Source organism: Rothia sp. SCPM-O-B-18226 (M350) (assembly GCF_058213595.1).
The window spans coordinates 167,977-181,241 of the sequence record NZ_JBYQJS010000002.1; the positions used below are offsets into that span (position 1 = coordinate 167,977).

The window sequence follows — 13,265 nt, forward strand, 5'->3', positions numbered from 1 at the left end:
GGTGGGCGCGCAAAAATTTTTGGTGCACACCCCCCCCGGATTTAAGGCGCGGCAAGGAGCAAAAAGTGTAATGTGGTGAACAACTCACTCTTATGAAAGGTGTTCAACGATGAAGTCCCTCAACTGCCGCACCGCCGACCCTCGCACCGGAACTAGCCCTCGTACCGGCATGAGCCGCCGACTGCTCACCACGGGTGCCCTGTTCTGTATCGGCATCATGCCCCTGAGCGCCTGCTCGCTCTTCAACCCGCCGCTGGAACGCGACGAAAGCGTCCACGCCATCTTCGACGCGGAACAGGACATCGTAAAGATGCCCCTGGACGATTACCTCTACTACGAGAGGGGCACTCATTACGAATACACGGCCTATCAGATTGCCATGAAGCAGTGCTACGCCGAACACGGGCAGAGCTACACCGACCCCGACCAAGCTCCCCAATCTGAAAGCGCGCCGCGTGGCGATCCGGGCCGAATGTACGGCCCCTGGAACGTCGAATACGCCAAGAAGTACGGTTTTCAGAAGCGAGACCCCAACGCCAAAGCTCCCATCTCCGTCACCCCAGGGGCAAGCCTCAGCCCCGAGGAGAGGCTCATCATCGAATGTGAGGACAAGGCCCGCGAGACCCTGGACGCCGCGGTTCCCGAAGGTAAGAGGCCCGAGAACGACGTGCAGTCCACATACAGTCGTATCTCCACCGAGGCGGTCAACGCCGTTTACGGTAGCAAACTGCACCGCGAACTCGAAGAGAAGTGGAAGCAGTGCGTCTCAAACCGGGGGCTCACCCCCATTAAGGCAGGGGCGGTAGCCGAGGAATCCCCGCTGGCTGAGCAGTGGAGCAAGAACGACGGTATCGACGAGCCCGCCTCCGAAGAAGAGATTCGCATCGCCACCATCCAGGCCGAATGTAACCAGCAGGTCGGCATGAGCCAGCAGCTCTACGACCTGGAGGCACAGTATCAGATGCCGCTCATCCGCAAGTACCAGTCGCAGCTTGAGCAGGACCGCAAAGCAGAACGTGAGCGTGACGAGAAGTTCAAGCAGTACGTTCTGGAGCACCAGTAAACCGGGGCACTAAAAGACAGCGCACCGAAAGACGGCGCTAAGAAATAGGCAGCGCAGAGAAATAGACAGCGTTGACACAGTTCAGAAAGACACCGCCATGACCACTCACACGAAAAACCAAAACAGCGGGCACCGCTTCAGCGAACGCATCGCCCGACCCCGCGTGCTCCTGCTGCTGGCTATCCTCGCCATCGGCTCGCTCATGCTGTCCTTCTACCTGGGCACCCGCTACGCCGCCACGGGCCCCGACCCGGCCGTGCAGGCGAAAACCGTGATTCCGGTCTGGGCGAAGGTCGAAGAACGAACCGTCAGCGAGGGCCTCGCCATTGCCGGAACCACCAAGGCTGGGGAGACCGCCCCGATTAGCGCGCGCACCAACGGTGAGCCGGTGCTCGTCTACCAGAACCAGAAGCCCGGTAACGTGCTCAAGGCCGGTGACTTCATCGGCATCATTGGCGCCGACCCCGTCTTCGTGCTGGAGGGGCCGCTGCCGCTGTATCGCGACCTCAACCTGGGCGATAACGGCGACGACGTGCTCGCCTTCCAGAAGGCGCTGAACTCCGCCGGGTACTCCACCGTGCAGAGCGGCACCGTCACCGAAGACACCCTCGACGCCGTCACGCGCCTGCACCGCGCGCACCTGACCGGCGTGCCCAGCGAGGGTGTCACCACCATTGCCCGAAGCAACTACGCGATTCTGCCCGGCGGTAGCCACACCGTCACCGCCGTTGCCGCGGTGGGCCAGCTCATCAGCGACGGCAACCCCATCGCGAGCGTAGAAACCAGCGAACCCTACGTGGAATCCAGCGTTGAACTCGCCGTCGCCAACAAGCTCAAGGTGGGCGACCGCGTTAGCCTGCGCACCTCTACCGGCAGCGTGGAGGGAACCATCACCAGCATTGGTGAGCTGCAGAACGACCCCTCCAAGGGCGCGGCGAAGAGCGTGCGATTCAGCGCCGACGACCCGAGCAAGCTCACGCCGGGCCAGAGCGCATCCATCACCAGTAAGGGCAACACCTCAACCACCCTCGCCGTGCCGACTACCGCGGTACGCCAGGACTCCCAGGGCACCTACGTGCTGGTTGAAAAGGGCGGAAGCTCCACCTCGACCAGCAAGGATGCGCCCGCCACCGAACGAGTCAACGTTGAGGTTCTGCGCACCGCCGGCGGATACGCCGCAATCAACGCGAACCTCAGCACGGGACAGAAGGTGCTTGTCTCATGAGCCGCCGTAAGAGAACCCCAGACGCAAGCCCGGGACGTGCGCCTACAGTTGCGCCCAACGTAGCGTCCGCCGCTACACCTGCCGCCGGGCTCGGTACCGCGCCCGCTATCGAAATGCACGGCATTACCCGTGTTTTCGAGAGGAGCGAACGAGCAGTCCTCGACCATCTCGACCTGGTGGTGGAACGCGGCGAATTCCTCGCCATTATTGGTCCGTCGGGCTCCGGTAAATCCACCCTGCTCAACGCCATTGGCCTGCTCGACACTCCCACCAGCGGAACCTACAGCCTCTTCGGCAAAAACACGGAAGGACTCAGCGACAGAGAACGCGACGAAATGCGCCGAGACCACCTCGGCTTCATCTTCCAATCCTCAAACATGCTGCTGGACGAAACCAGCACGACCAACGCCTCCATGGGCCTGCGCGTGCAGGGCGTACCCTACGGCGAGCGCCTGCAACGCACCGAAGAAACCCTAGAATTTCTGGGGTTGAGCGACCGCGCCAGCATCCGTACCCGCTACCTTTCCGGTGGCGAGAAGCAGCGCTGCGCCATTGCTCGTGCCCTCGCCACGCGCCCGCCGCTGATTCTTGCCGACGAGCCCACCGGCAACCTGGACAGCCACAATAGCGCCAAGGTCATTGAGATTCTTCAGCGCATTAACGCGACCGGCTGTACCGTGCTGGTGATTACCCACGACCCGGAGGTTGCCGCCGCCGCCCGCCGCGTGATCCGCATTGAGGATGGGCGGCTGCACGAGCAGAGCCGCACCGATTCGGCTACGGTGCCGGTTGCTGAGGTGCCGGTTGCCGAGGCTGTGTCGGCTGCAACGGATACCCCTGCAGAAGCTACGGTAGGTGCCCCGGTAGACGCCTCCGCCAGCCTCGCACCGGGGGAGAAGCCCGCTACGCATCGCCGCGGAAGCTTCCTCACCGACGACAGCATCGAGGCGATCTCGGCGCTCACCTCACGACCGCTACGCACCCTGCTGCTGGGCCTGTCCTTCGCACTGGGCGTGGGCGGACTCATTAGCGCCTCCGGCATGAGCGAATCCGCCAGCTACCAGGTGAACCAGCGCCTGCTCGGATCCGAACAATCCACGCTCTACATCAGCGACAGGGACAATGACCAAAACATGCTCGGAACCTACCGGCAGGGTGAATCCGCGCAGAATGTTGCCGACCGCATTAGCGCGCTGGACTACGTGAAGAACACCGGATTCGTCAGCAGCGTGGCGCCCGCCGACGTGCGAATCACCCGATTCAGCCCCTACGAGGACGAACCCAAGACGGCGATTGGCCTCAGTTCCACCTCGAAGACCAGGCTCGAGCAAATCGGTGCCCGCATGAACCCCGAAACCCTGCGTGCGCTCGAACAGATGAACTCGACCCTCACCCAGCAGAACGTTGCCGACCGTGAACGCGCAGAGCAGCTCTCCGGCGCTATCGTCTCGGTCTCCGCTGCCCGCGCCCTCGGCATTCTCCCCGAAGATAAGGCGGCAGATAACGCCACAACCGAGCCCAGACCCGGCGAGCTACCCGCCGTCGACTACGGCATTAAGCTCGGTGGGCTGCCGCAGGTGGCACCCGGTGTGAGCATCTGGGTGGATGGTCAGCTGATGCCGGTCGTCGGCCTTTTCGACCCCGGCAATAGCGGCTACGAATTCAGGAACACGGTCATTGTCTCGCCGGGCACACTTCAGCGCACCGGACGCGGCCAGGTGACCTACATTGCCGAAACCGAACGAGGCTACGGCAAGGCGGTCGCCAAGGCCATTCCGCTGACCCTCAAACCCGCTGAACCCAGCCAGATTAACGTGGAAACCCCCTCCGACCTGCAGAGCCTGCGCGCGTCCATCGCCTCGGATCTGGGCCTGTACGTGGGTGTGCTCTCCGGTATTCTGCTGGTGCTCGCCTCCCTCTCGGCGGCAACCGCCATGTACCTGTCCGTGCAATCGCGTACTGCCGAAATCGCGCTGCGCCGCGCCATCGGATCCAGCAAATGGCTGATTGCCCGCATCTTCCTCATGGAGGGCGTCATGCTCGGCGTGCTCGGCGGCTCCATCGGCGCCTGCTCCGGCATGATTGCGACCATCATTCTTTCGCTCGTGCAAGGCTGGCAGGCGGTCCTCTCCCCGGGATTCGTGGTGCTCGGCGTGGGCGTTGGCGCCCTTACCGGTCTGGTGTCTTCGGCGTACCCGGCGTGGGTGGCGTCCCGCAAGAGCCCCGCCGACGCGATGCGCGGCTAGAACTAGCGCAGGGTGAGGACCAGCCAATTATCCGAAACTTGACTGGTCAAATAGGTATTGGATAGCCCAACCCTTAAACTGATGGGAGGTAAAAACAGCAGAAGACTAAGGACAACACGTGAGTCGAACGCACACACCGCGTCATGCTGATAAACATCAGAACACTGAGGCACCAGAGGTGACCGAAGGAAAGCGCAATAACCGCGCTGACCGCCGTCCGCCGCTGGGACCCAACGCCCGCAAAAATCTGAGCACCTTCGGCATCATCACTGCCGTGCACACCCTGGCCACCGTGCTTTTCAGCGCGGCGCTCGCGGTCATCATTGCCCGCGCAGCCCACGCGGGGTTTGCCGCGGTCGCCGCCGAACACGCGCGCCTCAAGGAGACGAGCGCGCCGGACGTGTACCGCGCCTACGTTGAGTTCGCCGGCTCCGCCCAGGCACACCTGGAGGCGCACGGCGGCTGGCTGCTCGGACTCGGCGGCATCTTCGGTGACGGCGACGCCATCACCCCCGGCTTGCTCATCGTGGCGGTCCTGGCCCTCGCGGTGCGTTCGGGCGCGGACTACCTGCTGGCGGTGAGCGCGCAGCGTGCCGCCTCCGGAGCGAAGTCTCAGATTCGCCGTAGCCTGCTGCGCCGCGTGCTCGCCACCGGTGGCGCGGACACCCCCGAGGGTACCGGCGCGACCGCGGTGTTGCTTTCGCGCGGCCTGAACGCCCTGGACGACTACTACACCAAGACCCTGACCGCGTTTGTTTCCACCGCGGTGGTGCCGGTCCTGCTGTGGATTGTGGTCGCCTCCCTGGACATGATGAGCGCCCTCGTGTTGCTCTGCACCCTGCCGCTCATTCCCGTGTTCATGGTGCTGATCGGCAAGAACACCCGCACCGAAACCGCGGAGGCGCAGGCCGAGCTGCACCGCCTCTCGGACCACATCCTGGAGCTCGTGCGCGGCCTGCCCGTGATCATCGGTCTGGGCCGTGAACGCGCGCAGACCCGCGCCATGAACTCCCTGGGCCAGCGCTACCGCGAGCGCACCATGCAGACCCTGCGCAGCGCCTTCATGTCTTCGCTGGCTCTCGAGCTGATTACCACCATCTCCGTGGCGCTGATTGCCGTGCTGATTGGTGTGCGCCTGGTCAACGGCACCCTGGGCCTGGACACCGCCATTCTCGTGCTGCTGCTCGCCCCCGAATGCTACCAGCCGCTGCGCGATGTGGGCGCCGCCTTCCACCAGTCCGAGGACGGCGTGGCCGCTCTGCGTAGCGCCCAGAAGATTATTGATGCGCCCCTGCCCGAGGAAACCGTCGAGGACGACTCGGCCAATCCCGCAGCCATCGAGGTGCGCAACCTGGACGTGAACTACCCCGATCGCCCCGAGGTGCTGACCGACCTGTCGCTGAGCCTGCCTCGCCGCGTGGCTCAGGCGGCGGAGCCCGGTTCGGAACGCGGTACCGTCATCGGTATCATGGGCCCCTCCGGTTGCGGCAAATCCACCCTGCTGAACGTGTTCTCCGGTGCCGTGCGTGAGGGTCTGGTGCCCACCGGCTCGCAGGAGCCGATGCGCGTCACCGGTAGCGTCACCGGCCTGGGCACGACCCTGATGATTCCGCAGTCGCCGGTCTTCACCGCACCCACCGTGCGCGCCGAAATGGCACTGTACGCCCTGAGCGCCGACGACTCCGAACGCGAGCGCGCCGCGGCCCTGGTGACCGGCGTGCTGGAGCGCGGCGAGTTCGCCGTGAGCCCCGCCGATAACGACCTGATGATGCGCCCGCTGGCGCAGCTGGGCCTTGAGAGCGTAAACGTGCTGGAACCGGGCGCCCTGAGCGCCGGTCAGGCGCGCCGCCTCGCCGTGGCACGTACTCTGGCCCGCGCCGAGGCCATCTACCGCGCCGGCGGCGAGCAGACCGTGCTGACCGTCCTGGTGGACGAGCCCACCGCGCATCTGGACGCCTACTCGGCCTACCTGGTCACCCGTGCCCTGCACCGCCTGGCTGAGCTTGGCGCAACCGTGCTGATCGTGACCCACGAGGGTGAACTGGCCGCGCACTGCGACCACCTCGTGCGAGCCGAGCTGGGCGCGTCTGGAGACACCTGGAGCACCTCGCTCAACGCGACCCGCGTGCCCGTGCCCGCCGAAGCCCCCGCGCACCTGCTGGAGCTCAAGAGCGAGCACGAGGCCGAAAGCCGCGCCCTCGTGGAGGTCGCCCCCGCCGCGGACGAGAACCCCCAAGAGGAAAAGCCCGCGGGCCTGTTCGCCACCCTGCGCACCCTCAAGGAACTGACCGGAATCGGTGCGAGCGCCTTCTCCGGCCCCGTGCTGATGGCGGCGACCACCTCCCTGATGGCCGCGGCCCTGACCGCGCTGTCCGGCTGGCTTATCGTGCGCGCGGGCGAGGGCCCCGCCATGATGTACCTGATGGTCGCCATCGTGGGCGTGCGATTCTTCGGCCTGGGCCGCGCGTGCGCCCGCTACGCCGAGCGTCTGATGACCCACTCGAAGGTGCTGGCCGCCGCGAATATCCTGCGTCTGCGCGCCTGGGTTGGCGCCTGGCAGAGCGTGAGTAGCGTGCGTGCCCTGCTGCGCGGTGACGCCCTGCTGGAGCGCCTCGTGGGAGGTATTGACGAGCTTCGCGACGGTATTCCGCGCGTGATTATTCCGCCGGCTGCGCACCTGCTGGTCATGATTGCCGCGCTGGTGACGACCGCGTGCATCCTGCCGCAGGCCCTGATTCCCGTGCTGGCGGCGGTGCTGGTGAGCACCTTTGTGGCCCCCTGGGCCGTGCTTCGTGCCGATGCCCGCGCGGAGGCTCTGGCCCGCCAGTCCACCGCACGTATGCTGCGCCTGGGCACCGGTATGCTCTCCGCCGCCGAGGACCTGCGCGCCAACGGCGTGGCGAACACCGCCGAACGCGCCAACAACGATCTGGACGCGCAGAACCTCTCCGCCCTGCAGAAGGGCTCGACCGCCCAGGGCCTGGGCCGAACCCTCGTAGCGCTGAGCTGGTTTGGCGCCGCGCTGGCGAGCGCCGTGATTGCCTACCCGCTGGCCGTAAACGGCACCGTGGGCGCCCCCGAGTCGGCGATCGTGGTGCTACTGTGCACCGGCATGCTGGAGAGCTCCCTGGGCCACATCGAGGCGGTTCGCTCCTGGCCCGAGTTCGCCCGCCTGCTCGCCTCGATTGCCCCGAGCGTTCGCGACGTATCCCTGGAGGGCGTTGTCGCCACCTCGACCCTGAAGCGTTCCGTGCCCACCGAAGCCGAGGTGGACACCCACGTTCTGCCGCGTCGTGCCGAGCGTCTGCGTGCCCGTGCCGAGGCCGAGATGGAGGAGCTGCTGGAGGCGGACCGCCAGCGTGCCCGCCGCTTCGCGCGCCCCGACTCTGCGGCTGAGTCCAAGGCTGAATCTCCGCGCCCGCCCAAGCCCGGCGAGCCCAAGATAGTCGGATGCGGCACCCCGCAGCAGCTCGGCGTGAAGGTCACCGGCGCGGCCCCCGCCCTGGCCATGCAGGACGGTTCCGCCCGCTGGCCCGGCATGGACCACCCGGTCTTCGCACACCTGAACCTGACGGCTCGCGAGGGCTCCTGGACCGCGGTGACCGGCCCCTCCGGATCCGGTAAGTCCACCGTGCTGGCTACCCTGCTGGGCTTCCTGCCCCTGGAGTCGGGCCGCATCGAGGCCGCCGGCGAGGCACTGGATCCCGAAGAGCTGCGCGGCTACGCGGCGTGGTGCCCGCAGGCGGCGCATATCTTCGAGTCGACCCTCGAGGGTAACCTGCTGCTGGCCCGCGACCGTTCGGATCGACCGAGCGAGGAGGAGCTCATCGAGGTTCTGCGCCGCGTGGGTCTGGGCGAGTGGTTTGACGCCCTGCCGAAGGGCCTGCGCACCCCCGTGGGTGCCGGCGGTTCCTTCCTGTCGGGCGGTCAGCGTCAGCGCCTGGCGGTGGCTCGCGCCCTGCTGGTGAACTCGCCGGTTCTGCTGCTGGATGAGCCGACCGCGCACCTGGACGCCGAGTCTGCCCGCGCGCTCATGGCCGACCTGGATGCGGCAACCCGCGCCAGCTCCGTGGCCACGGTTCTGGTGTCGCACCGTCCCGAGGATGTCGCCTACTGCGACGAGGTGGTTCGCCTCTAAACGCACCCGGGCGCAGGCACCGCGTGCGAGGCTGAACGCAAGAAACTGCCCGCAAGAAACTGCACGAAAGGCCCCGGTACTTCACGGAAGTACCGGGGCCTTTCTGTGTGCGCAGATAGTTCTGAGTGTTTATATCTCCGCGCGGATAGGTTCGGGTGAGGGGGGGAGAGGAGGAAGCTAGACCCAGCCGAGTATCTGCGCGCTCAACCGCAGTAGCATGAGGGTCATAACGATAACGAGCACGCGGCGAATGAATCGTTCGCCCAGGTGAATTGCGGTGCGGGCACCAACCCAGCTTCCCGCCATGTTGGCGCATCCCATGGCGATTCCGAGGAGCCAGTGAATTGAGCCCAGCGGAATGAAGTAGAGGAGCGCGCCGAGGTTGGTGGCGGTGTTGAGAACCTTGGCGGCGGCGGTCGCGTGGAGCATATCGTAGCCCATGGCTACCTGCAGGGCGACGAGCATCATCGCGCCGGTGCCAGCCCCGAGGATGCCGTCGTAGCCGCCCAGAATCAGACCCAGCGCAAAGCCGCGCACTAGGAACGATGAGGTTGTGAGCGCGCGAGACTGCCCGCGAGGTATGCGCGGTTGTAGCACCGAGAAGACGAGGATAGCGGCTAGAACCACCACAATGGCGGGGCGGAAAATATGTGCCGGCAGGATTGTGGCGCAGTAGGCGCCGGCGGCGGAGGCGCAGAACGCCACGAACGCTACGGGGAGTAGGATTTTCCACGGGATTTTGAGTGAGCGAATATAGGTTGAGGCACTCGTCAAAGTGCCCATGGAACTGGCAACTTTATTGGTGCTCAGGGCGGCGACGGGTGAGAATCCGGGTGCCATGAGCAGTGCGGGGAGCTGGATCATGCCGCCTCCGCCCACGACAGAGTCGATGCATCCCGCGCAGAAGGCGGCGAGCAGGAGCACGATAAATAACTCTGGTGTGACGGACACTAAATCAAGCACGACAAATCCTCTAGGAATAATGCGTCAATAAATGTGTGCTGTGTTACTTAAGGTACACCACATAAAAGCCGGGGGTGAAGACACACACAACGTGTCTTCACCCCCGGCTTTGTTAGCAACATGAGGTCGAAAGGCCGTGAACGGCGCGCCTAGAAGAGCTTTTCACCCTCCGGGCTGACCGCCAACGCCGCGGAAACCGCCGCGTAGTTCGGACCAACCACACCGATGCTCTGGGTGAGCATCACGCCGGAGCCGTCGCGGGCACCGTGCTCGGTCGGCAGGGAACGAGCCACGCCGCCGGAGGATGCCGCCTTCGTCGGGCCCACGCCCACCCACGCCAGAGCCAGCTGGCTCTCACCGGTGAGGAATCGGTGCGCACGCACACCGCCGGTCGCGCGGCCCTTCTGCGGGTACTCGCTCAGAGCGGTGACCTTGGCGCTCGCCAGGCCGTCCTTGCCGTTGGTGACGGTCACGACCTCCGCCGCGTCGCCGGGCGCGGTCACACCCAGGGCGATGACGCGGTCGCCCTCGGTGAGCTTGATGCCTGCGATGCCGCCTCCGGTGCGTCCCTGCGGACGAACCTTGGCGGCGTCGAAGGTCAGCAGTTTTGCGTCGCGGGTGACGAAGGTGAGTACCGCATCGTCGGCGGGGCAGGGGGCGGCGGCCACGATTTCGTCGCCGTCCTTGAGCTTCATGATGTCCCACTCGGTCTGATTCAGCGGGTAGTCGGGGTTCACGCGCTTAATCACGCCGCCGGCGGTTGCCATCGCCAGCACGGTGTTCAGCGGCACGAGTGCAATCAGCTTCTCACCCTTAGCGAGCTGAACCAGCTCGGTTGCCTTCACCGCCGACGCCATGGAGGGGGTGCCGCCGTTCTCGTCCAGCACCGTAATGTCCATGACGGACAGACGCACCATGCGTCCGGCGGAGGTGACGGCACCAATCTCACCGCGTGCGGTGGTCGGCACAATCGAAGCGAACACGTCGTGCTTGAAGCGCTTGCCGGGATCCACGAGCGCCTCGCGGATGGGCTTGCCGGGGGTGCGTCCCATCATGCCGGTGGCGGAGAGCAGCACCCAGCAGGGCTCGTCGGCAATCTCGAGGGCCAGGCCCAGACTCTTCTTCGCCTTGGACTGCGCGGTGACTGCCTCAATGGCGACCTGCATCTCGTCCTTGGTTTTGAGCTGGGTGCGGCGGTCGGTGCCGTAGCGTTCGGCAACCTCGGCGAGCTCCTCGGAGACCAGTTCGCGCAGCGCCGCATCGGAGCCGAGGATGCGCTGCAGCTCCGCGATTTCCTGCTGCAGGGTATCGCGTTCTGCCTCGAGCTCCAGGCGGGAGTACTTGGTGAGCTGGCGCAGGCGCAGCTCCAGAATGTGGTTCGCCTGCGTGTCGGTCAGGTCGAAGACGACCTTCAGCTTTTCGCGTGCCTGAGCGGTCTCGTCGGATTCGCGAATAATCTGGATGACCTCGTCAATGTCGAGGATGGCCACGAGCAGGCCCTCGACCAGGTGCAGGCGGTCGGTGCGCTTGCCCAGGCGGAACTCGGTGCGGCGGCGGACCACGTTCAGGCGGTGGTCAATGTACACGCGCATCAGGTCGAGCAGGCCGAGGGTCTGCGGCTGACCGTCCACGAGCGCCACGTTGTTGATACCGAAGGAGTCCTCGAGCGGGGTGTGCTTGTATAGGGCGGCGAGCACGGCCTCGGGGTTGAAGCCGTTCTTGATCTCGATGATGAGGCGCAGGCCGTGGGTGCGGTCGGTCAGGTCGACCACGTCCGAGATGCCGGTGAGCTTCTTGGAGTTGACGCCGTCCTTGATCTTTTCGATGACCTTTTCGGGGCCGACCATGTACGGCAGCTCGGTGACGACGATGCCCTGCTTGCGGGGGCTAACCTGCTCGATGGAGACCTTCGCGCGGGTCTTGAAGGTGCCTCGGCCGGTTTCGTAGGCGTCACGGATTCCGCTCAGGCCCACGATGGTGCCGCCGGTGGGCAGGTCGGGGCCGGGGATGAACTTCATGATGTCTTTGAGGCTCGCCTCGGGGTGCGCGATGAGGTGGCGGGTACCGGCGATGACCTCGCGCAGGTTGTGCGGCGCCATGTTGGTGGCCATGCCGACCGCGATGCCTGTGGTGCCGTTGACGAGCAGGTTCGGGAACGCGGCGGGCAGCACGGCGGGCTGCATGAACTGGTTGTCGTAGTTGGGCACGAAGTCGACGACATCTTCGTCGAGGTCGGCGGTCAGCGCCTGCGCGGCGGGCGCCATGCGCGCCTCGGTGTATCGGGCGGCCGCGGGACCGTCGTCGAGGGAGCCGAAGTTACCGTGACCGTCCACGAGGGGCAGACGCAGCGCGAAGGGCTGAGCGAGGCGCACCATGGCGTCGTAGATGGCGGCGTCGCCGTGCGGGTGGAGCTTACCCATGACCTCACCGGTCACGCGGGCGCTCTTGACGTGGCCCTTATCGGGGCGCAGGCCCATCTGCTGCATCATGTAGAGGATGCGGCGCTGTACGGGCTTGAGGCCGTCGCGGGCGTCGGGGAGGGCGCGCGAATAAATCACCGAGTAGGAGTACTCCAGGAAGCTGGATTCCATCTCGGCGGATACGTCGATGTCGACGATATTCTCTACCACATCCACCGGGTAGTCACTGGCGGTGGATTTGGATCGGCGAGCCATATATCTCCTCGTGTCGGTGTGTTTTTCGTACTTCTATTCTAGCGGGTGCACGCGGGTGAACCTGGCCGACCGGTCAGCGTCACGCGCGAAGATACACGGAGACGCGCGGGGATACCCGGGCGTGCGTCTGGGCGGCCGGGAGATGGTGCGTCGACCCGGCGGGGGAGCGGGCCTCGCCCGGCGTCTCGTCATATGCGCACCTGTACGCGTGGTTAAGTAGCACAGCCCGGCTGGAACCCTCTAAGGTAGAAGGTAGTAATGCCTAACCGCCGAAACGCGCACGCCCCGCAGAGCCGCCGTGCGCGCCGGCTGACACCGCACGAAAGAGGTCCGATGAACACCCCCACCCCCGAACGCGAGCAGCTGGTCGCAGACATCAAGCACGCCGGCTTCTACCCTGACCTGGTGCTGGAAGTGGTGGACGAGGCCCTGGCCGATATGAACCCCGACGCCCACTTCGTGCAGCACGAAACCCATTTCTCGCGCGATAACTTCCACCGCCACATCACCGTGATGGTCCTGTGCGGCGACTTCATCGTGTTCGCCCACCTGGACGACCAGCACCTCGAGGGCGATGCGCAGGGCACCGTGGCGCACGTGAGCGTGGAGGCCGTGCACCTGAGCGACCTAAACGCGGTCACCATGAGCTACGGCTTCAGCCAGCCGCAGGCCTACAACGCCGGCAACACCGCCCCGACCGAAATTTCCTTCCAGATTGCCTGGACCGGCTCCCTGCACCTGGAGCTCGCCCCGGCCGGCTGCCAGGATCCGCAGTGCAACGCCGACCACGGCTACACCGGTGACGCCCGCCGCGAGGATATCGCGGTGCGTGTTTCCGCAACCGCTGACGGCCCCGAGTCGGTGTACCGCGCCCAGCACTTTGCGCGCGCCCTGCACCGCGCCCGCATGCGTGCCACCCGCCGCTAAGCAGTCATCCGCCGCTAAGCAGTCACCC

General features: G+C 65.6%; 7 protein-coding genes. 5 read left to right on the forward strand and 2 right to left on the reverse strand.

All coding sequences use genetic code 11. The annotated features are described in order from the left end of the window. Nucleotides 1-109 precede the first annotated feature (109 nt). From AC3E6W_RS04780 to AC3E6W_RS04795, 4 genes are all read left to right on the forward strand, one after another. Entirely contained in the window at nucleotides 110-1,063 is a 954-nt protein-coding gene (locus tag AC3E6W_RS04780; RefSeq protein ID WP_306539057.1) for a multidrug transporter, read from the forward strand. Between the two features lie 97 nt (nucleotides 1,064-1,160). Continuing rightward, complete coding sequence (locus AC3E6W_RS04785) at nucleotides 1,161-2,288, forward strand: efflux RND transporter periplasmic adaptor subunit (RefSeq protein ID WP_049343113.1); 1,128 nt, start codon at nucleotides 1,161-1,163, stop codon at nucleotides 2,286-2,288. Then, nucleotides 2,285-4,534, forward strand: a complete 2,250-nt coding sequence (locus tag AC3E6W_RS04790; protein WP_490652456.1) for an ABC transporter ATP-binding protein/permease — start codon at nucleotides 2,285-2,287, stop codon at nucleotides 4,532-4,534. The genes AC3E6W_RS04785 and AC3E6W_RS04790 overlap by 4 nt, the downstream gene beginning before the upstream one ends. Before the next feature lie 178 nt (nucleotides 4,535-4,712). After that, on the forward strand, nucleotides 4,713-8,672 hold the full coding sequence (locus AC3E6W_RS04795) for a thiol reductant ABC exporter subunit CydD/CydC (protein ID WP_490652457.1): 3,960 nt from the start codon (nucleotides 4,713-4,715) through the stop codon (nucleotides 8,670-8,672). A 177-nt stretch (nucleotides 8,673-8,849) separates the two neighbouring features. On the opposite strand, the gene AC3E6W_RS04800 is transcribed toward AC3E6W_RS04795, so the two are convergent. Further along, nucleotides 8,850-9,635, reverse strand: coding sequence for a sulfite exporter TauE/SafE family protein (locus AC3E6W_RS04800; protein WP_070681546.1), 786 nt, complete (start codon nucleotides 9,633-9,635; stop codon nucleotides 8,850-8,852). 149 nt (nucleotides 9,636-9,784) lie between these two features. Further along, the gene (locus tag AC3E6W_RS04805) at nucleotides 9,785-12,310 is read right to left on the reverse strand and encodes a DNA gyrase/topoisomerase IV subunit A (RefSeq protein WP_490652458.1); all 2,526 of its coding nucleotides are present in this window, start codon (nucleotides 12,308-12,310) and stop codon (nucleotides 9,785-9,787) included. Nucleotides 12,311-12,643: 333 nt separating this feature from the next. On the opposite strand from AC3E6W_RS04805, the gene AC3E6W_RS04810 reads away from it, so the two are divergent. After that, nucleotides 12,644-13,237 carry a DUF5998 family protein gene (locus tag AC3E6W_RS04810; RefSeq protein ID WP_490647627.1) on the forward strand — a complete coding sequence of 198 codons (594 nt, stop codon included), beginning with the start codon at nucleotides 12,644-12,646 and terminating at the stop codon, nucleotides 13,235-13,237. The last annotated feature ends 28 nt before the right edge of the window (nucleotides 13,238-13,265 follow it).